The 21,315-nt window shown below is 45.8% G+C and carries 18 protein-coding genes and 1 pseudogene; 2 read left to right on the top strand and 17 right to left on the bottom strand.

From position 1 onward, the window contains the following. Window positions 1–25 precede the first annotated feature (25 nt). From hemA to ppx, 4 genes are all read right to left on the bottom strand, one after another. The gene (hemA, locus tag BLR88_RS08250) at window positions 26–1,375 is read right to left on the bottom strand and encodes a glutamyl-tRNA reductase (RefSeq protein ID WP_057897856.1); all 1,350 of its coding nucleotides are present in this window, start codon (window positions 1,373–1,375) and stop codon (window positions 26–28) included. Between the two features lie 261 nt (window positions 1,376–1,636). Further along, window positions 1,637–2,254: a polyphosphate kinase gene (locus BLR88_RS20475; RefSeq protein ID WP_322787661.1), complete on the bottom strand. Its 618-nt coding sequence runs from the start codon at window positions 2,252–2,254 to the stop codon at window positions 1,637–1,639. Between the two features lie 6 nt (window positions 2,255–2,260). Beyond that, window positions 2,261–3,811 carry a polyphosphate kinase 1 gene (gene ppk1 / locus BLR88_RS08255; RefSeq protein ID WP_322787660.1) on the bottom strand — a complete coding sequence of 517 codons (1,551 nt, stop codon included), beginning with the start codon at window positions 3,809–3,811 and terminating at the stop codon, window positions 2,261–2,263. 34 nt (window positions 3,812–3,845) lie between these two features. Further along, window positions 3,846–5,375 carry an exopolyphosphatase gene (gene ppx, locus BLR88_RS08260; protein WP_057897854.1) on the bottom strand — a complete coding sequence of 510 codons (1,530 nt, stop codon included), beginning with the start codon at window positions 5,373–5,375 and terminating at the stop codon, window positions 3,846–3,848. A 237-nt stretch (window positions 5,376–5,612) separates the two neighbouring features. On the opposite strand from ppx, the gene BLR88_RS08265 reads away from it, so the two are divergent. Then, window positions 5,613–6,533 (top strand): DMT family transporter, encoded by a 921-nt coding sequence (locus BLR88_RS08265; RefSeq protein ID WP_057900235.1) that lies wholly within the window; start codon window positions 5,613–5,615, stop codon window positions 6,531–6,533. Between the two features lie 46 nt (window positions 6,534–6,579). Here BLR88_RS08265 and yihA read toward each other — a convergent pair whose 3' ends face one another. From yihA to racE, 12 genes are all read right to left on the bottom strand, one after another. Beyond that, a complete protein-coding gene (gene yihA / locus BLR88_RS08270; RefSeq protein ID WP_057897853.1) occupies window positions 6,580–7,194 on the bottom strand; it encodes a ribosome biogenesis GTP-binding protein YihA/YsxC in 615 nt (204 codons plus the stop codon). After that, window positions 7,191–9,521, bottom strand: coding sequence for an endopeptidase La (gene lon / locus BLR88_RS08275; RefSeq protein ID WP_057897852.1), 2,331 nt, complete (start codon window positions 9,519–9,521; stop codon window positions 7,191–7,193). The genes yihA and lon overlap by 4 nt, the downstream gene beginning before the upstream one ends. Before the next feature lie 120 nt (window positions 9,522–9,641). Then, a complete protein-coding gene (gene lonB, locus BLR88_RS08280; RefSeq protein ID WP_057897851.1) occupies window positions 9,642–11,336 on the bottom strand; it encodes an ATP-dependent protease LonB in 1,695 nt (564 codons plus the stop codon). Window positions 11,337–11,522: 186 nt separating this feature from the next. Continuing rightward, entirely contained in the window at window positions 11,523–12,794 is a 1,272-nt protein-coding gene (clpX, locus tag BLR88_RS08285; RefSeq protein WP_057897850.1) for an ATP-dependent protease ATP-binding subunit ClpX, read from the bottom strand. A 17-nt stretch (window positions 12,795–12,811) separates the two neighbouring features. Next, window positions 12,812–13,396 (bottom strand): ATP-dependent Clp endopeptidase proteolytic subunit ClpP, encoded by a 585-nt coding sequence (gene clpP / locus BLR88_RS08290; protein WP_057897849.1) that lies wholly within the window; start codon window positions 13,394–13,396, stop codon window positions 12,812–12,814. A 100-nt stretch (window positions 13,397–13,496) separates the two neighbouring features. Then, a complete protein-coding gene (gene tig, locus BLR88_RS08295) occupies window positions 13,497–14,783 on the bottom strand; it encodes a trigger factor (RefSeq protein WP_057897848.1) in 1,287 nt (428 codons plus the stop codon). A gap of 145 nt (window positions 14,784–14,928) precedes the next feature. Beyond that, window positions 14,929–15,990, bottom strand: a complete 1,062-nt coding sequence (locus tag BLR88_RS08300) for a tetratricopeptide repeat protein (protein ID WP_057897847.1) — start codon at window positions 15,988–15,990, stop codon at window positions 14,929–14,931. A gap of 47 nt (window positions 15,991–16,037) precedes the next feature. Next, window positions 16,038–16,565 (bottom strand): metallophosphoesterase, encoded by a 528-nt coding sequence (locus tag BLR88_RS08305; protein ID WP_091260421.1) that lies wholly within the window; start codon window positions 16,563–16,565, stop codon window positions 16,038–16,040. Beyond that, window positions 16,562–17,179, bottom strand: coding sequence for an XTP/dITP diphosphatase (locus tag BLR88_RS08310; protein WP_057897845.1), 618 nt, complete (start codon window positions 17,177–17,179; stop codon window positions 16,562–16,564). Before BLR88_RS08310 ends, BLR88_RS08305 begins: the two co-directional genes overlap by 4 nt. Continuing rightward, entirely contained in the window at window positions 17,172–17,936 is a 765-nt protein-coding gene (gene rph, locus BLR88_RS08315) for a ribonuclease PH (RefSeq protein WP_057897844.1), read from the bottom strand. Before rph ends, BLR88_RS08310 begins: the two co-directional genes overlap by 8 nt. A gap of 180 nt (window positions 17,937–18,116) precedes the next feature. After that, window positions 18,117–19,169, bottom strand: coding sequence for a GerMN domain-containing protein (locus BLR88_RS08320; protein ID WP_057897843.1), 1,053 nt, complete (start codon window positions 19,167–19,169; stop codon window positions 18,117–18,119). A gap of 78 nt (window positions 19,170–19,247) precedes the next feature. Next, window positions 19,248–20,057, bottom strand: a complete 810-nt coding sequence (gene racE / locus BLR88_RS08325; RefSeq protein ID WP_057897842.1) for a glutamate racemase — start codon at window positions 20,055–20,057, stop codon at window positions 19,248–19,250. Between the two features lie 524 nt (window positions 20,058–20,581). On the opposite strand from racE, the gene BLR88_RS19505 reads away from it, so the two are divergent. Then, on the top strand, window positions 20,582–20,722 hold the full coding sequence (locus BLR88_RS19505) for a hypothetical protein (RefSeq protein ID WP_156423995.1): 141 nt from the start codon (window positions 20,582–20,584) through the stop codon (window positions 20,720–20,722). A gap of 126 nt (window positions 20,723–20,848) precedes the next feature. Here BLR88_RS19505 and BLR88_RS08330 read toward each other — a convergent pair. Then, window positions 20,849–20,935, bottom strand: a pseudogene (locus BLR88_RS08330) (helix-turn-helix domain-containing protein); the annotation flags it as partial. Between the last annotated feature and the right edge of the window lie 380 nt (window positions 20,936–21,315).

A 21,315-nucleotide genomic window follows, 5' to 3' on the forward strand; every position in this document is an offset into this window, starting at 1 on the left:
ATAACTCCTCTCCTCAGGAGCAAAACTAGAAAGCTTGCTGCGCTCTGCGTTGTCGAAGCGGAATGTACGATTCTTCTGTTTCTTCCTCCGCTTGTGTCATCTCTTCAAACAAACCTTCAAGAGCAAACAGCTTCACAAACATATTCAACGCCTCATCCGCCCCCGGCTGTCCTGCCATTTCCTTGAGACGGACGATCGGGTCGTGCATGATTTGGTTAATCAGACTACGGGTCTGCTTATTGATCATCCGAATTTCTTTCTCGGTTAACTCTGGACATTTGTTCTGAATATTACGCAGCGCTTCCTGCTGGTAAGCAAGCAGCTTTTCGCGCAGCGCCCCGATAAGCGGACCCACGCCAAGCGTATTTAGCCATGATTTGAAAGCGAGCCATTCCTCGTTGATCATTATGCAAATTTTCTCAGCTTCACGCGCACGCTCACGCAGGTTGGCCGCAACAATTCCTTCCAAATCATCGATATCGTACAGATAAACCCCATCCAAATCATTAATCTCCGGATCCAAATCGCGCGGCACAGCAATATCTATCATAAACAGCGGACGGTTACGGCGTTTTCGCATAATCGCTTCCACGTTCCGCCTCGTTACCACATAAGCGTCAGCACCCGTCGAACTGATCACAATATCAGCAAGTACAAGCGCCTCGTCCAGCCGTTCCATCGGTAAGGCAACCCCGCGAAATTTATCGGCCAGCGCCAGCGCACGCTCGTACGTGCGGTTTACCACAAGCACGCGTGCGGCACCATTTGCATGCAGATGCTTCGCAGTTAATTCGCTCATCTTTCCCGCGCCAAGCACAAGAACGGTCTTGTCATTAAAATAACCAAACACTTTTTTGCCCAATTCAATCGCCGCATAGCTCGTCGAGACAGCATTTTTATTAATGTCCGTCTCCGAATGGGCACGCTTGGCCAATGTAATCGCCTGCTGAAACAGCTTGTTGAACACAATTCCCGTTGCGCCGTTTGTTTGCGCCAACTGGAATGCATCCTTTACCTGTCCAAGAATTTGTGTCTCACCCAATACCATAGAATCCAAACCACAGGCGACACGAAACAGATGCTGCACAGCGTCATCATTTTCTTTTATATAAATATGGTCAATAAATTCTTCACGCGGTACACCAAACCATTCAGAAAGGTAATTCTTCATGAAATGGCGTCCCGTATGCAACTGGTCAACGACCCCATAAATCTCCGTACGGTTACAGGTGCCAATAATTACACACTCTAATATGCTTTTCGTATTTTTTAGTTTCGTCAGCGCCTTCAGCCTGTCTTGTTCCGCAAACGCAAACCGCTCGCGGATTTCGACTGGCGCTGTGCGATAATTCAACCCGATTGTTAGAATGTGCATAATTGACACCCCTACCTCTTTATATTTCCCGTTCCATCAAATTCATTTATTATTCTGTTCCCTTATCCGTCCGCAATATGCGCCTATTTTCACATGTTATTAATTATATCACTTTCTTTATCAAAAACTGAATCAAAATGTGAAAAATTTATGGAGACACATTAAATTCCATGCATCATATTCCCAACATTTATTATATCAGAAAAGCGCACACAAACAAACAGGCGTCCCGTGTCAATCTACGGAACACCTGTTTATCCATCATTCTTCTTCCACATGGGTTTTTGGCTTCAATTGCTTCATATAGGGAGTCTGCCGGATTTTTTTCGTGTTTTTTACCGCCAGTTCGTGAAAATACAACTGGGCATGCACATGCGGCTCCCCTTCTCTTGGCTGTACTCTCGTATATGTGCCGTCCGGCTTCAGCGTCCTTGCCTTGACATTATCACTAAGTAATATATGTAAAATATCTTTTACACGTTCTTTGAGCGATTTCACCTCAATCGGAAACATAATTTCCACACGCCGCTCCATATTGCGTGTCATCCAATCTGCGCTTGATAGATACACCAGTTCATTGCCGCCATTTTGGAAATAGAAAACCCGTGAATGTTCCAGGAACCGATCCACAATGCTGCGCACGCGTATATTCTCGCTTATGCCCGGCATGCCAGGGCGCAGACAACAAATGCCCCGTACAATCATATCAATCTGCACACCTGCAATCGACGCTTTGAATAAAGCTTTAATTAACTTTTTATCGGTCAGGGAATTCATTTTTAAAATAATGCGTCCTGGCTTTTCCAGTGTGCTTTTTGCAATTTCGTTGTCAATCAACTGCAAAATCCGGTTGCGCAAACCATTCGGAGCAACCTCTATTTTTTTCTACTTGGGTGGCTTGGAATAACCGGACAAATGATTGAAAATATAGGACGCATCAATACCAAACTGTTCGTTGCATGTAAACATCCCCAAATCGGTGTAAAGCCGCGCGGTGGAATCATTATAATTGCCTGTGCCAAGGTGAACGTACCGAATAAGCTTCTGCCCTTCCTGACGCACAATAAGCGTAATTTTACAGTGAGTTTTTAACCCGACCAATCCGTAAATCACATGGCATCCCGCTTTTTCCAACTTCTTCGCCCAGACGATGTTGTTTTCCTCGTCAAACCGCGCTTTGAGTTCAACAAGAACCGTAACCTGCTTGCCGTTCTCTGCCGCTTTCGCGAGCGCATTTACGATGGGAGAGTCCCCGCTGACCCTGTACAGCGTTTGCTTGATTGCTAACACATTTGGATCATCCGCCGCCTGTTTAACAAAGTGGACGACCGGATCGAATGATTCATACGGATGGTGCACGAGAATATCCTTATGGGCAATGGCTTCGAAGATGTTATTTTCCCCGATAAAATCGGCCGGCGGCTGCGGCGGTAAACTGCGGTAGCGCAATTCGTTGTAGCCAGGTAACGACAGAACAAACTTCATTAGAAACGTTAAATCCAGCGGCCCTTCAACTTCATAAATATCGCACGCTTCGATTTCTAACGACTCTTGCAAAATTGCCTTCATGTACTCATCCATTTCACATGTTACTTCAAGCCGCACAGCAGAACTCCATCTGCGCTTTTTTAATTCTTTCTGGATTTCTTTCAATAAATCCTCCGTACCTTCTTCATCAAGCGTCAAATCGGCGTTACGCGTAATACGAAACGGTTTGACTGAAAGAATACGATTGCCCTTAAACAGGAAATCCACATAGTGGCAAATGACATCTTCAAGCAGAATAAACTGCGCGATTCCTTCCGGACTGGGCAGCTGAATATAGCGCGGCAATACCGAAGGCACCTGCACCACAGCAAACAGCAACTTGCTTTTTCCATCTCGTTCACTGTCCAATGTTACGGCTAGATTAACACTTCTGTTCAAAAGCATTGGGAACGGACGGCTTGCATCAACCGCCATCGGGGTCAAAACCGGATAAATGCGGTCATAAAAGTAGGTCCTCACAAATCTGTGCTGCTCTTCTGTCAACTCCTCAGGCTTTACAAACGAAATGCCGTAAGAGGCAAGCAACGGAATAAACGTTTCGTGCAATAGTCTATACTGCTTTTCCACCATTTTGTGCGCCTCCCGTGAAACGGCTTCCAGTTGCTGGCGAGGGGTCATGCCAGATTTGTTATCCGGGGTCGTAATTCCGTGCTTTTCCTGGTCTTTCATTGAGCCGACCCGGATCATAAAAAATTCATCCAGATTTGAGCTTGTAATCGCCAGAAACTTAAGACGCTCCAGCAACGGATTTTTTTCATCTTCCGCTTCTTCCAGCACGCGATGATTAAAGGCGAGCCAGCTTAGTTCACGGTTAATATAGTATTCCGTGCAATCAAAATCGATCGTATCACCTCTTTTATTTTCAAGACTTTTTCTTCCTTGCCCCATAATCTGATACCTCTTCTTTAATTAATGATTTTTCTCATGGTGTTTTTGCCCACTTCACATGAAGCGGAATTCCAAATTGCTTTTTAAATTTCTTCCTATGTTCTTCAAGTGTTTGCGCTTCCAGCGAACGTTCATCCACCCCTTGACATCGCAGTATCACACACTTTCCTTCCCGCGTAAGCTTAACATTGGATACCTGCTGGCTTTCCGTACGGTCGAGCGCACGGGCCATAAGCAAAAGCAGTCCAAGTTGTTCCACCATTTGCAAATCAGCTTCAGAAACGAGCGATTCATAAGGTGCGACAAGTCTCTGTAGCCGTTTTGCCCCTTTATAAGAAGCAATGAGCGCAGTGAGAAGCTGTTCTCTGTGGGTCAGACCCGGCAACAATACATGCATAAGTAAGTAAAAGGTATGTTGCTGCCATTCACCAAGATTAATCATACGACCGATATCATGCAATCGGGCAGCAACACTCAACAGCCGCCGCTCTTCCTCGCCGTAGATATGAAGTCCCTGGCGGGCAAGCTGGTCAAACATTGTGCGACACACACTGTCCACATGCCGGGCATGTAAGACGTTAACGTTGTAATTAGCCATAAACATGGCTACCCCTTCTTCAACCACATCTTCAATTAAAGGCAAGTTCCTTGCTTGAAGACGCGCTTCCATATAAACGCCGTCTCTAAGACCTTTATTACTGATAATAAACTTACTCGTACCTATATATTCCAACAAAATTTTAATAATAGAGATACCAGCGACAATAATGTCGGCTCTTTCCTTCGACAATCCCTCTACATTCTGCATCTGCGCTGGAGAAAGTTCTCTTAGATAATGGTAGACTGAATCAACCTGGTACTTCTTCATCTGGTAATAATGAAGACCGGGAAACGGATAACGTGTCATTTTTTGATGCACTTTTCCAAGGTTTCGTACTGTACCTCCTATACCGATGAGAGGATATTTTTTTTCCTTTATCCATGGGTAAGCGGAAAATTCTTTCCGCAAATACTCCTCCATCGCTGCTATTTCCGCCTCAGTTGGGGAAAAATGACCAAAAAAGCGCCTCGTTAACGTAACCGCTCCAAACGGAAAGCTATGGCTTTCCGCGAGCTTCCGACCGGAGATTTTAACCAATTCCGAACTTGCACCACCGATATCCACTGTCAACGCTTCGGTGATGTTCATTGTATTAACCACCGCCAAATATCCGTAATACGCTTCTTCTTCCCCTGAAAGCACGCGCAATGTAAAACCTGTTTCTTGATAAATTTGCTCAAGAAACGCTTCACAGTTCCGCGCATTGCGTACGGCTGCGGTAGCGACGCCTGTTACCGCAGATACCTCACGTGCCTGACAAAGTTGACGATATTGTCGAAGAACGCGAATCGCTTCTTGAATCCCCTGTTCAGTAATATCGTTATTTTCATCCAAAAAAGCGCCTAAACGAATCGTATTCTTAATATTATCAACTTCATAGACCGCGCCTCCAGCGGCTTCGTAATAAATAACAAGCCTCACAGAGTTAGAGCCCATGTCGATAACGGCACTATATTTTCCCATCCGCACACAACCTTATCGCTTCTTTTCATGTTCTACTGGTTATTGTAATAAAAAAATGTTGAAGTTTTGTAAATGTTTTGTGAAGACTCGCATTACCTTCCCAATTAAACGAACCGACACGATGCATATTTACAGAAAGTTCTCCTTATTTATTCTATACATAATTCAGGTATAATAAAGATTATTTGTATATATCTAGAAAGAGCTGTATCATAGGGGATGAAGGATGTGAGCGTGTTGAAAAAGTCTATAATTGCGGATGGAATTTTATTGCTTGTCGCCCTTGTTTGGGGAGCGACCTTTGTTGTCGTGCAAAACGCAATAGCCAAGTTGCCACCTCTTACATTTAACGGCATACGCTTTTTTCTTGCTTCAATCTTTTTGCTTTTATTTTTGTTGCTTTTTTATCGGCCCCAGTTGCGCCAGATAAACGGCAAGTTAATACGGGCTGGCGTAATTCTTGGCGCTTGGCTGTTCTCAGGATATGCCTTTCAAACGATCGGCCTGTTATATACGACCTCTTCTAAAGCTGGTTTTATAACAGGTTTGTCCGTTGTACTTGTACCTGTATTTGCGCTTCTGATCTTAAAACAACGGCCAAGAATGCCTGCTATCATCGGGGCGCTCCTAGCCACAGCTGGCCTTTATCTTTTAACATTGGGCGATACATTTTCCATTAACCAGGGAGACCTGCTCGTATTTATGTGTGCCATTTGCTTCGCGTTGCAAATTATTTTCACCGGCCGCTACGCGCCGCATTTTCCTTCCTTGGCGCTTGCGTTCGTGCAAATTCTTACTGTAGCTGTATTAAGCGGAGGAGCGGCTTTCTTTTTCGAAGACTGGCAAAGCTCGCTAACATGGGAAACGCTAACGCTCCCTTCCATATACTGGGCACTGCTTATTACAGCCATTCCAGCCACCGCGCTGGCGTTTCTGGCACAAACAGAATGTCAGCGATTTACGACTACAACCCGCGTCGCACTCATTTATGCAATGGAGCCCGTATTTGCTGCTATAACCGCCTACTTATTCAATGGCGAAATTCTCGGCGGACGAGCGCTTATTGGCTGTCTTTTCATCTTTACTGGCATGATTCTTTCGGAACTGCAAACCGAACAATTAACCAGTTGGATAAAAAAACGAAACACTTCATATTAAGAATAAGAAAAACTCGCGGAGCGCACCCGCGAGTTTTTCACTGCTTTTATATTCCCTCTTCTTTTTCGCTTGAACCGTCACGAATTTTTTTCCAAATGGCCGTCCATGCTTCCTCTTTGCCCTGTCCGGTTTCAGCAGAGAAAAGAATAAGCGTGTCTTCTTTCTCCATTCCAAGTATCACACGAATCTCTTTCGCATGCTTCTGCCACTTGCCACGCGGAATTTTGTCGGTTTTAGTTGCGACAACGATAACCGGAATCTCATAATGTTTCAGATAGGAAAACATTTCTTGATCATCCTTCGTCGGCTTGTGCCGGATGTCGACAACGTGAATAACAGCCTTTAACTGCTGTCTTGTTTGAAAGTATTCCTCCATCATCCGTCCCCATTTTGCTTTTTCTGCTTTGGAGACTTTCGCATAGCCATACCCTGGCAAATCAACAAAATACAACGCTTTATTAATCAAGTAATAGTTCAATGTTTGTGTTTTTCCCGGTTTAGAAGATGTTCGAGCCAGATTTTTTCTGTTTGCCATTTTGTTAATAAACGAAGATTTTCCCACATTAGAACGCCCTGCCAGAGCGAGTTCCGGCAGGGAACCTTGGGGATATTGCTTGGGAGAAACCGCGCTGATCACGAATTCAGCCTGTGTCACTTTCATGCTTTCGCCGCCTTCAGAAGCGCCACATCGAGCACTTGGTCAAGATGTTCAACCGGAATAAATTTTAAATCCTGACGAACACTCTCCGGAATTTCTTCAATATCCTTCTCATTATCTTTGGGCAAAATCACTTTTTTTAATCCCGCGCGATGGGCAGCTAACGCTTTCTCTTTTAGTCCTCCGATTGGCAACACACGACCTCTCAGCGTAATCTCCCCCGTCATGCCAACCTCACGGGAAACCGGCACACCGCTGAGCGCAGACACAAGCGCTGTCGCTATCGTGATTCCGGCGGACGGACCGTCCTTTGGAATCGCACCTTCTGGAACGTGAATGTGAATATCAGACTTTTCATGGAAATCAGGATCAATATTTAATTCGCCGGATCGGGAACGAATATAACTGAACGCTGCCTGTGCCGACTCTTTCATCACATCACCTAACTGGCCGGTTAACATCAGCTTCCCCTTACCGGGCACGACCGAAACTTCAATAGTGAGCGTATCGCCACCGGCCTCCGTCCAGGCCAACCCGGTAACCGCTCCTACTTGATCTTCTGTCTCGGCAAGGCCGTAGCGGAACCTCGGTTTGCCCAGCATATCCTCCAACGTTTTCACGGTTACAACGACACGCTTTTTCACGCCTGAGACGATCATGCGGGCCGCTTTACGACAAATCGTTTCCATCATCCGATTCAAATTACGTACGCCCGCTTCCCGCGTATACTGGCGGATGACTTTAAGCAGCGCTTCTTCCTGCACCTGTAGACGATCACGCCCAAGCCCATGCTCTTTCATCTGTTTCGGCAACAAATAGTTCTGGCAAATTTTCAGTTTCTCGACTTCCGTATACCCTGGAATGTACAGAACCTCCATACGGTCAAGCAACGGGCGCGGAATTGTATGTACCGCGTTTGCCGTCGTGATGAACATAACGGACGACAGATCATATGGCTCTTCAATATAGTGATCACTAAACGTGTCATTCTGGTTTGGATCAAGCACCTCCAGCAACGCTGCCCCCGGATCGCCACGAAAGTCTATGGACATCTTATCGATTTCATCAAGCAAAAATACAGGATTCATCGTGCCTGCTGTCTTCATTCCTTGAATAATGCGGCCTGGCATTGCGCCTACGTACGTACGGCGATGGCCACGAATTTCCGCTTCGTCGCGAACTCCACCAAGGGAAATACGGACAAACTTGCGGTTAAGTGCCCGGGCTACGGAGCGAGCCAGCGACGTTTTACCAACACCCGGCGGCCCAACCAAGCACAAAATGGGACCTTTCAGCTTGTTTACAAGCTTTTGCACAGCTAGATATTCAAGTACGCGTTCTTTCGCTTTCTCCAACCCAAAATGGTCTTCATCCAATACCTTTTCTGCATGCTGCAAGTCGAGATTATCTTCCGTCCGTTTAGTCCACGGTAGAGAAATCAACCATTCGATATATGTGCGAATTACGTTGCCTTCGGCGCTTGTCGGCGGGGTTTTCTCTAGGCGTTCCAGTTCGCGTTCCACCTTCTCAACAATATTAGCAGGCGGATTCGCTTCTGCTAATTTCTTGCGCAGTTCCTCCACTTCGCCAGCGCGCCCTTCTTTTTCACCCAGTTCTTTTTGAATGGCCTTCATTTGCTCACGCAGATAGTATTCTTTCTGCGTTCTTTCCATCTGTTTTTTCACGCGTTGCCCGATTTTCCGCTCCAGTTCCAGCACTTCACGTTCATTATTCAGGATAGTAAGCAGCTTTTCTAAGCGCTCCTTCACCGACACGGTTTCCAGTATATCCTGCTTGTCACGAATTTTAAGCGGAAGGTGGGATATAATGATATCCGCTAAACGGCCGGGTTCGTTAATATCAGCAACAGAAGCGAATGTCTCCGGAATAATCTTCTTCGATAAGTTGACATACTGCTCAAAGTTGGCAAGCACGGTTCGCATTAATGCTTCAATTTCGGGGGTAATTGTCTGATCTTCTTCCAGATATGAAATCTGAACTTCAAAATACTCATCTTCTTGAACATAATTCTCTATTTTTGCGCGGCTGACCCCTTCCACAAGCACGCGAATGGTTCCATTTGGCAATTTGAGCATTTGCTTTACTCGTACTACAGTTCCGATGGTAAAGATCTGCTCTTTTTCAGGTTCCTCAATGTGCACTTCTTCCTGTGTAGAAAGAAGAACAAGATTATCGTCGACCATTGCTTTTTCCAGCGCTTTCACAGACTTGGGACGGCCTACATCAAGGTGTAGAACCATGCCGGGAAACACCAGCAATCCTCGCAACGGGAGAAGAGGGATTCGTCTCTCTTTTTCGTTTGTTCCCATCTTTTCTACCTCCAAATCCCTGTACCTTCGGCATGAAATGAGTACCAATACAAGGTTTTCTTCACTTCATTTTAGCTTAACTGCTATTGGTTGTCTAACCCTAGAGCAACATAAACTACGTCAAATGGAGGTGGGAGATGGATTGAGCATTTCACCCGTATGGCGCAGAACGGTTTCAAGTGTCTGGGACGCCGTCTCGTTTTGTGGTACAATTGCATAGCGCAGCACTTCATCCAGCTTTTCTACTGCTACAACCTCGATACCTTCCATCTGCGCAAAAATATCCTGCCAGTTCTCTTTCGGCACCAGCACTTTTTTGACGCCAGCCAGGCGGGCTGCTTCCACTTTAGCAACCACGCCCCCAATCGGCTTGACTGTACCATGAATGCTTAACTCCCCTGTCATAGCGACGTAGTTATCCACCGGCTGTTTTGTGATCGCAGAATAAATAGCGGTTGCCATCGCAATTCCAGCTGAAGGGCCATCAATCGGAACGCCGCCTGGAAAGTTAACGTGCAACGTATAACCCAATGTATCTATTCCCTGCAACCGAAGAACGGTCAGCACATTTTCAAGCGAACTGCGCGCCATTGACTTACGACGCAGCGTTCTTCCTCTACCTCCTACCTCTTCTTCATCGACAACCCCCGTAATTGTGATCGTGCCCATTCCAGGGGCCGTAGCTTTCGCGGCCGTTACTTCAATTTCTAATAAAGCGCCCATGTTCGGTCCGTAGACGGCTAAACCGTTCACAAGTCCGACGTACGCTCCTCCCAACACTTTCTTGTCTGGACGTGGGGATTTTTGACTGCTGTTGACAACCCATTCGATATCCGCTTTCGTAATTTTTTGTCGCTGTTCCGTAATAGCGATTCCAGCAGCGATTTGCATCATATTGACCGCCTCGCGGCCGTTCGTAGCATAGCGGGTCAAAAACTCAATCGCTCCTTCTTCCGCTTCCATTTTCATTTTTTCCACCGCATTTTTTGCGATTGTATAAATTTCTGAAGGAACAAGCGGACGGAAGAAAATCTCCAAGCAACGCGAACGAAGCGCAGGGGGAAGTTCATCCGGCGTGCGCGTTGTCGCTCCTACAAGCCGGAAATCAGCAGGAAGGCCATTCTGAAAAATATCATGAATATGTTTAGGGATTTGCTGATTTTCTTCGCTATAATAGGCGCTCTCAAGAAACACTTTGCGATCCTCGAGCACTTTCAACAATTTATTAAGTTGCACAGGATGAAGTTCCCCAATTTCGTCTATGAATAAAATCCCACCATGCGCCTTCGTAACCGCGCCCGGCTTCGGTTGCGGAATGCCTGCCTGTCCCATGGCGCCCGCGCCTTGGTAAATCGGGTCATGCACCGAACCGATGAGCGGATCAGCAATCCCCCTCTCGTCAAAGCGCGCAGTTGTAGCATCAATTTCCGTAAACTGTGCATCTTCTTTAAACGGAGAAGAAGACTGTTTTTTTGCCTCTTCTAAGATGACGCGGGCTGCCGCCGTTTTGCCGACCCCAGGAGGACCATAGATGATAACGTGTTGCGGATTCGGGCCGCATAGCGCAGCACGTAAAGCACGAAGACCATCCTCCTGACCAATGATGTCGCTTAGCGTAGCCGGACGCGTCTTTTCAGCAAGCGGTTCAGAAAGAGAAATGGAACGCATCCTGCGAAGCTGCTCCATTTCTTTTCTCGATTCCCGATCTACATAGGTTCGGCTACTGCGCTGATTTTTGAGCAAGCTCATGAAATACATGCCGATAATCACAGCGAAAAAAACTTGAATCAATGTTAGTATAAGTGTCCAGTTCATATGTCCCTCCTATGTATAAAGTCAAGAATTCCAACGCCCCGTGTTATCTAGGTGTATTATTGCCTATAAGGAGAGGGAATAAACGAAAAGCAAATACGGGACATATCTTCTGCTTTTGGATTACATCTTCCCAAAAAAAAAGACGCCGGAAAAAATTCCGACGTCTTTTTTCAACTTTTACTACATTTACGCGCTTTCTGGTTTGCTGTCCGTGATGAGTTTACCCTGTTTGGTATACAATTCAGGGTTGCCTTTTTGTTTGACGGTCTCTTCCGTGATCACGCACTTAACAATATCATCGCGGGACGGGATATCAAACATGATATCAAGCATGATACTTTCAATGATGGAACGCAGACCACGCGCGCCTGTATTGCGCTTAATTGCTTCTTTCGCAATTTCGCGAAGCGCACCTTCCGTAAACACCAATTCGGCATTATCCATTTCAAGTAATTTTTGATATTGCTTGACAAGAGCATTTTTTGGTTCGGTTAAAATGCGAACCAAAGCATCTTCATCCAGCGGATCAAGCGTAGTAATTACCGGCAGACGACCGACAAATTCCGGAATCAAACCAAATTTCAGCAAATCTTCCGGGAGTACTTGCTTCAGGATTTCGCCGGATTTTAAATCTTTTTTGTTCGAGTCAGTTTCTGCCCCGAATCCGATAACCTTTTTACCGACACGACGCTTAATAATGGATTCGATACCGTCAAACGCGCCGCCTACAATGAACAAGATGTTCGAAGTATCAATTTGAATAAATTCTTGGTGCGGATGCTTGCGCCCGCCCTGCGGCGGCACGCTAGCCACCGTCCCTTCAAGAATTTTCAGCAATGCCTGCTGTACACCTTCCCCAGAAACATCGCGGGTAATGGATGGATTCTCGGATTTGCGCGCTACCTTGTCAATTTCGTCAATGTAAATAATGCCGCGTTCCGCTTTTTCCACATCATAATCCGCTGCCTGAATAAGCTTGAGAAGAATATTTTCAACGTCTTCGCCTACATATCCAGCTTCCGTAAGGGAGGTTGCGTCCGCAATTGCGAATGGTACGTTCAAAATGCGGGCCATCGTCTGGGCCAGCAACGTCTTTCCGCTTCCCGTAGGTCCAAGCATCAAAATATTGCTTTTTGCCAACTCTACATCGTCAATCTTTGCACCGGTATTGATTCTCTTATAATGGTTGTAAACAGCGACGGATAACGACTTCTTCGCCTCGTCCTGACCGATAACATAATCATCGAGAAAAGCTCGAATTTCATGCGGTTTCGGAATTTCTTTCAGGTCAATTTCTTCCTCTGTACCCAATTCCTCTTCCACAATTTCCGTACACAACTCGATGCATTCATCGCAAATATATACTCCAGGGCCAGCCACAAGCTTACGGACTTGCTCCTGAGATTTTCCACAGAACGAGCACTTAAGTTGACCTTTTTCATCGTTGAATTTAAACATGAAATCACCCCTTACTTTTAATCCCTACGAGTGATGACTTCGTCAATTAACCCGTATTCCTTCGCTTCAAGGGCAGACATAAAAAAATCGCGGTCCGTGTCGCGCTCGATTTTTTCAAGCGGCTGGCCTGTTCGCTGCGCATAAATTTTATTTATCTTTTCTTTCGTCTTTAAAATCCAGTCCGCATGGATTTTAATGTCCGCTGCCTGCCCGCGGATTCCGCCGAGCGGCTGGTGAATCATAACTTCGCTGTGCGGCAGCGCGAACCGCTTACCCTTAGCCCCGGCCATCAACAGGAACGAACCCATGCTAGCAGCCAGGCCGATGCAAATGGTTGATACATCCGGTTTAATATATTGCATGGTATCGTAAATCGCCATACCCGCTGTAATCGAGCCTCCGGGAGAATTTATGTATAAGTGTATGTCCTTGTCCGGATCCTCAGCAGCTAAAAATAAAAGCTGCGCCACCACCGCATTCGCCACCTGGTCATCAATTTCAGAGCCGAGCATAACAATGCGGTCTTTCAATAAGCGGGAATAAATATCATACGCACGTTCTCCCCTGTTTGTACTTTCCACAACATAAGGTATAACACTCATAGCGAGCAATCCTCCCTTCAACACTCATTATGTATTATGGTTTTGAAAAACAAGGCACGAAAATTCGTGCCTTGTTTCTGGTTGTTGTTATATTATGACATCATTTGCTGCTCTCGACAAGCAGATCGATGGTTTTGCGTATGCGGATATCGTTTTTGAGGCTTTCCAAGTTGTCACGTGCTTCAAAGATTTTGCGCAGCTCTTCAACCGGACGATTGTATTGCTCGGACAGCTCTTCCAGTTCTTTATTCACGTCTTCATCCGTTACTTCCACGTTCTCAGCCTTTCCAATCGCTTCAAGCACTAATGTCGTGCGCACGCGCTTTTCAGCATCCGGCTGAAACTGTTCGCGGAGCTTTTCTTCGTCAAGACCTGTAAATTGATAGTACAGATCCAGGTTCATGCCTTGGAATTGAAGGCGTTGCGCAAAGTCATTCACCATGTGATTCACTTCATGCTCTACCATCACTTCCGGCAGATCGATTTCCGCATTTTCTGTCGCTTTTTCAATCAGAGCTTCTTTTTTGTAGTTTTCGGCGTCAATTTTTGCTTTTTCTTCAAGTTTATTCTTGATATCGGCTTTCAATTCTTCCAACGTATCAAATTCGCTCACGTCTTTTGCGAATTCATCATCAAGCTCAGGCAGGTTCTTGCGCTTGATTTCGTTTACTTTCACTTTGAATACGGCAGGCTTACCGGCTAATTCTTTTGCATGGTATTCTTCCGGGAACGTGACGTTGATATCTTTTTCTTCGCCTTTTTTCATGCCGATAACCTGGTCTTCAAATCCAGGGATGAAGGTTCCAGAACCGATTTCAAGCTGATAGTTATCAGCTTCACCACCCTCGAACGCTTCGCCATCCACGAAACCTTTAAAGTCGATAATGGCATAGTCGCCTTTTTCAATCGTTGCATCATCTTCCAGAACAACAAGCTCGGCGCTGCGGTTCTGCATGTTCTTAAGTTCCTCTTCTACCATTTCATCGGTCACAGAGAAGTCTTTTTCTTCTACTGTTAGACCTTTGTATTCACCCAGTTTTACCTCCGGCTTAACCGTTACGGTCGCTTTGAAAATCAAAGGCTGGCCTTTGGCAATTTGCTGTATATCCACTTCCGGACGGTCAACTGGCTCGATACCCGTTTCCTGCACCGCTTCGGTATATGCTTCAGGAAGAATAATATCAAGAGCGTCTTGATATAAAGACTCTACCCCGAAACGCGCTTCAAAAATCTTGCGAGGCACTTTACCTTTACGGAATCCGGGAACATTTACTTTTTTCACGACTTTCACAAATGCTTGGTCGATCGCTTTGTCTACACGGGCTTCTTCCACTTCGACAGTGAGCACGCCCTGGTTATTCTCTAACTTTTCCCAAGTTGCCTTCATTTAAACTTTCCCCTCCTAAAAATCTATAACCAATACAAGTGCTATTGCGAAAATACACACTATGTATGTTACTACATCTGCCATTATAACCACTTCATTATATCATAATCAAATCTCTTTTCAACTTTCTATTCGCTCGTTTTTGTCATCTATCCAAACAACGTGAATCCAAGTTCAACACTTCCGCTAATACCTGATAACGCTGCCTGATAGTAAAAGAGGGAACATTATACAATTCGGCAACTTCCTGTTCGTTCTGTGCCGTAGCCAAAAGTCTGGCCACACTATAATGAAGCGCCGCGGCCCATTCTTGCGGCGAATCGACCTGCGGATGCAACGGATAGACCGTGAACAAATATTCAAGCCAAAGTTGGAAAGCAAATGATAGAAAAGAAGGCGCCTGATGATGCGCGATACGAAACAAACATGTAAGCACCTGTCGTTCCTCCGCTGGCAGCTCTTCATCACATAGCGGCACTTCCTCAATAAGAACATCAAACTTTTCCCCGAATTTGTAGAGGAAAACTGGGCCGGTTTCTCCCATCTGTTTCAACGCCCGTAACGCGAACGTTTTTAAAATGGGATCCGGATATACAAGCATTAAATATTCTTTTAAAGCTGCTACGATTTCCGGAGAAGAAATGTGCTTTAACTGTTCAATTGCTCCTAACTGTTCTTCAAAAGTGCCATCTTCCAGCTTTTCATAAAGTCGAGATATATACTCTGGATTTACTTCTGTCTTCCGCAGAACCGTTCTTCGTGTAAAATATTCCCTGTCAGTCATCTCTTCTTCATTCGTCTTTTCAGCCTGAAGCATCTTGTGCAACGCCTCAATCTCACTTAGAAAAGGCGCAAGCTCCTTCATCTCTGTTGCAGATTCCAATAATTCCCTAACACCTGCAAAATCCTCCATTTTTAAAAGGATAGCAAGATAAATACGAAATGCATGAATCGTGTCTCCACGCTTCTGTTTCCACATTCTCTCCGCATACTGAAGCGCTTCATCGTATTGTCCGATTCGCATCAATATCTCAGCGCTTGTCTGCAAAGCTTCAGAATGATACGGATCAAATCGAAGAATCGACTGGGCGTATTCAAGCGCTTCATCATGCTGTCCGCGCTCAAGGGCTTCCCTCGCCTGCTCAATTTTTCTTTCCACAAGACCTGGAAACAAAATCACCTTGTCTTTTCTACGTCCTTGCGACATTAAATGCTCACCTCTTCGAAGCCTTCTGAATCACCCTCCGTTTATTCTCAGTCATTGGCTCTGGGCAGCAAAAAATCACGGCTCAATCCCGGCTGTTTGCGCCCTCCCATTGAATAAAAAGAAACCGTAATCTTTACTTTATCCTTTTCTGCCTCTTCCACATCCAGCACCGCGTACGTAGGAAGCGTATAAGAACGAGGCAAAAGCAGGCTACCCGGATTAACGTATAAAATCCCGTCGTCTTCAATGGCGGTAATTTCGTGTGTATGGCCGAACAGCACAAGGTTTGCTCCCGTTTCTATTGCTTTATATCGCAAGCGCATCGGAGTTTGCTTTACGCCATATAAATGTCCGTGCGTCTGAAAAATCAGCAGTGGGCCAATTCGGATAACGTTTTCCTCAGGGACTTCCATATCGCTGTCACAATTGCCCCGGACATATGTAAGTTCCGGCGCTTTCTCCCGTGGGTAGCAAAAGTCCCCGCAATGAAACGCGACATCATGCGGATGACGCGCCAATATATCCGGAATATGCTTCAGGCTCCCATGCGTATCGCTGATCACAATAAGCCTCATACAAAGCGCTCCTTGAGCACCGCCTCCAATTTACCTAAAGCTTGGCCGCGATGGCTGATGCGGTTTTTCTCTTCCGGAGAGAGTTCCGCCATCGTCCGCTGTTTTTCAGGCAAAAAGAAGTGCGGATCGTACCCGAATCCATTTTCCCCCTTCGGTGCAAGAACAATACGTCCTTCACATGTTCCCCTCACAAGCAATGTTTCCCCCTGCGGCACAGCCAGCGCCAGCACGGATACAAAGCGTGCACACCGCTTGTCTTCAGGGATATCGCGCAAAAGTGAAACGAGTTTAGCATTATTCTCTTCATCTGTCGCATCCGGTCCGGCAAACCTGGCTGAATACACCCCCGGCTTCCCGTCCAGCGCATCCACTTCAAGCCCGGAATCATCCGCCAATGCAGGAAGACCTGTCACTTGCGCAATTGTCTCCGCTTTCTTTCGTGCGTTGGCTTCAAATGTTTCCCCATCTTCCACTACATCCGGCATATCGGGAAAATCAGCAACCGTGAGCACCTCTACGTCAAACACTGCAAACATTCGGCTAAACTCGCCGATTTTCCCCTTATTCTTCGTTGCTAGCACAATCTTTTTCCATGGAAAAGTCTGTTTAGGCATTCTCAACCGTCTCCTCATCCCTTCCGCCGATTCGGTTGCCCAATTCACCTAACACTTCCTTCTGTACGGCGATTAAGTCAGTAACCCCTTTCTTACCGTAAGCCAAAAGCTCCTGGAGCTCTTCCGGGCTAAATGGGGATTCTTCACCCGTTCCTTGGACTTCTACATACTTCCCTTTCCCCGTCATCACGATGTTCATGTCCACTTTAGCCTGAGAATCTTCCACATAGCATAAATCGAGATGGACTTTTTCCTCTACGATTCCCACGCTAACCGCAGCAAGAAAGTCGGTTACCGGCAATTTAGGAATCAGTTGTTTTTCGACAAGTTTGTCCATAGCGGATACCATTGCTACGTATGCCCCAGTAATTGACGCAGTACGTGTGCCACCATCCGCCTGAATCACGTCGCAGTCAAGCCAGATCGTTCTTTCGCCCAGCGCTTCCAGGTCTACGACCGAGCGAAGCGCACGCCCGATTAAACGCTGGATCTCCTGCGTTCTTCCGCTTACCTTGCCGCGACTGGATTCCCGCGCGTTGCGTGTTTCCGTCGCCCGCGGTAGCATGGAATATTCGGCCGTTACCCAGCCGCATCCCTGGCCGCGCATAAATGGCGGTACTTTCTCTTCCACAGTAGCTGTGCATATTACTTTAGTATCTCCCATCTCAATTAATACCGAGCCTTCAGCATGCTTTATATAATCCATCGTAATAGTAACCGGTCGAATCTGATTGTATTCCCGTCCGTCGATTCTCATGCCATTCCCTCCCAATTCTCGTTTCTGGCTTATTATAGCACAACCCACAAAATAACATGTACTGAACGTAGTGTCATGTTAAACTATATACACATAACGTACGAACTCCAAGCCTTGCTATTAAAGAATAAGCGAGCAGTTTACATAAAAAGCGGGGGTTGCCCCCGCTTTTCTCTCGAATCAATATGCCTTGCTGTTAGTTAGCATGGAACGGGTCACCGGCTTCGTATAGTCTACATTGCCCGCCTTTACAGTATTTTTGCCATCCACCATGATTTGTACTTTTTTCGCATCCAAGTTTTCGGTCAACGATAGCACGACCGCTTCCAACACGTCAGGATTCGCTTGTCCTTGATTATAGGAAAGAATTTTGTTGTCAAAATTAACGACAATAACATCTTTCTGCTGTTTTACGCTTTTTACGTTCATAGTAGGCAAAAGCGGCGAGAATAATGGCGAGTTGATCTTCGTGCCTTGGATTAACTGTTGAACAACTGCCAGGCCTTTGTTTTCCGTTTTTGGAATCATGCGTGTCACCGGCACGAAATACGTAAGATCGTTAGACAGCTGATTCTGGAAATAGAGCGTTACTGGCATCGTCTGGCCCGGCTTAATTGTATCGGCCAGTTCCAGATTAATCCCATTCTTCCTACTTAAATGCGTTACCGGCGTACCTTTTACTGGCATTACTTCCAGCGGATGTCCATTAATCCAAATATTCACTTCTTTTACCGTATCAAACTCGGTCAGCGCCCATGTAATCGCATCGAGAATTTTCTCCTCATCTTCCGGCTTATACTTTTTAAATTCTGGCGAGAAGTCAACCGTAGCAACCCCGTCTTTAATGTTTGCACCCAATATTTTTGTACCTTTCGGCAATACAGCCCTGAATCCCGGTGGCAGCGCTTTTTCCCCTTCTCCGCCCTGTACCATGTAACTTAAAATTTGCTTTACCATACCTTCAGTTTTTGGCAGCTCCATCGGCCAAGGAACGACAAATCCTTCCGCATCAATAACATATACTTTGTGCATACTGACCGGATTGTCCGCTGTCTTCTTTTGCTTTGTTGAAGGCGCGTCCATTTTTTCACCGCCAGCGGTTGACTGTGGATGAAGTTGCGGCGGATCGATTTGTCCATTGCTTGGCATATCCTTCGGTCCAAACAGACCGCAAGCACTAATAATGAATAGAACACCAAGAAAGGCACTTAGCAATGGTAACTTTCGTGCCATAAATTCCCCTCCTCAGGCTCGTTTTGTACTACTATGTATACGAGCCTGTTCGGGTTTTATACATACTTTGTCCGAATTTTATTTTCGTTCCCCCAATCTTACCTGACGAGCTTGAACACGAATATTAAGCCATTCCTCGGCGATAGACATAAATAATTCCGGATTTCCGCTCGTAAAAAAACGATGTTTAGGATTCACTATGTCCCCACCATTCGCAAGCATCTTCCGGTGGGACAGTACAGCGCTCAATTCCCGCGCTGCCTCTTCTGCCGAACTGATCAACGTTACACCCGGCCCAACCGTTTCTTGAATAAAATGGGCAATAAGCGGATAATGCGTGCACCCTAAGATAAGCGCATCAAATACTTTATCTTGAAGCGGCCGCAACGTCTCGCGTACGATTTCCAAACTTTTTCTATCATAAAAGCTTCCGCTTTCTACTAGAGGGACAAGCGCGGGACACGCTAAGCTTTCAACATGAATTTGCGGGTTCAGCTTTTTTAATGTTTTTTCGTAAGCGCCGCTGCGAATCGTCCCCTCCGTACCAATAACAGCAACCTGTCCAGTCTTCGTTTCTTTAATCGCTGTTCTGGCTCCCGGCTCAATTACGCCAATAACTGGAATATCCAGCCATTCGCTTACCTCCTGAAGAACAACCGCAGCAGCGGTATTGCATCCGATCATGAGCGCTTTGATATCCTGTTCAAGCAAGAATTCAATCATTTGCAAGGAAAAAGCACGCACTTCTTCCGCCGGTCTAGGGCCGTACGGACAGCGCGCCGTGTCGCCGAAGTAGTAGATCGCCTCCCTCGGCAACTGGCGCAATACTTCTTTGGCGACGGTCAACCCGCCGACTCCTGAATCAATAATTCCTATTCCTCGTTTCATTTTTTCTTGTCGCTTCCTTCTTTTCGTCATTCTCTTCTATCTTGACGACTTCGCCAAATAAATACAAGCTACGAATTTCATATATGTCCAAGCAGAGCTTATACATGCGTTAACCTGTTTTACGATACGCCTTTGTCAGCAAATGGTCAAGGGGGTTTTCACTCCCCTGCATATTCATTGTACCATCATCCCTTGTGTTTCTAAGAATCCCTAGTGTATAGTTTTCACTCCCCTGCATATTCATTGTACTGCATGAACCGTTGTGCCAACTTCTTAAAATAGTATATGGAAAAACTTCATGTTTGATCATGGCGCTCTGCCCGCGTCGCATTACATGAATTACAGAAGTTGTCAACAGTCTAAAAGTACGCGTATGCGTGCAAAACTATGGTAAAATAGATGCGGAAAGCGATTGATGAAAAAATGGTAGGAAAAAAAGAGGCCCAGAAAAATTCAGCGTATTTTCTAAATTTGAGGCGTCGACTAGTATATAATGCTTGCGTAATTCTACAGGAGGATTTCGTATGCCAGAATTGAACGATCACGTCAAAACAGGTTTCCCGTATCCTCCGCAGGACGCTGCAGCAAATGAGAGAAGCCTATATGAAAAATACGGATGGCTTCCGTTAACGATGACGCTTATCATCGGAAAATGGCGCGCATAAATAATGAGAAGCTCGCTGTGCGTGCCCGCAACGCTTGTAGAAGAAACGACCGAACCACGCCTGCGAGCTTTTTTCAAAAATAAAGAACCCCCCTCATACGAGGCGGGTTTCCCGTTTCAGGTGATATTAAATTTTTAATTCACCCAAACGGACAAGTTCAACAACTGCTTGAGAACGACCTTTCACATTTAGTTTCTGCATAACGTTTCTAATGCATACCTTTTGCAAACTTTGGGACGGGTTGTCGGTTTGAACCAACACTAATGAGTTTTTAAATATCTTAGCCATCCTTGGTTCCAATCTGTTCAGCAATTCGTTCCTGTAGGTGTCGGAAAGTGGAATCGGTTCAGGTTTAAAGGTCATCCCCCCTTTGCTTCATCTCTTTCTTGAAGTGATACACCAAGCCTCGTTTAAAGTCCGGCAATGTCATGTACTAATTCATCGTGTACAAAATAATAAGCACTCCCACCGGATGGGGAGTGCTTTATTAATATCTACTGCAATGAAGAACGAATTGGCTTGTGAAAAGCACTGAGGTACAACACTGCACTGTTCATTATCGGTTTTTTCACCCACCATTTGGACCCTTTTCC

The sequence above is a fragment of the Aneurinibacillus thermoaerophilus genome (assembly GCF_900099925.1).
GTDB classification, from domain to species: domain Bacteria; phylum Bacillota; class Bacilli; order Aneurinibacillales; family Aneurinibacillaceae; genus Aneurinibacillus; species Aneurinibacillus thermoaerophilus.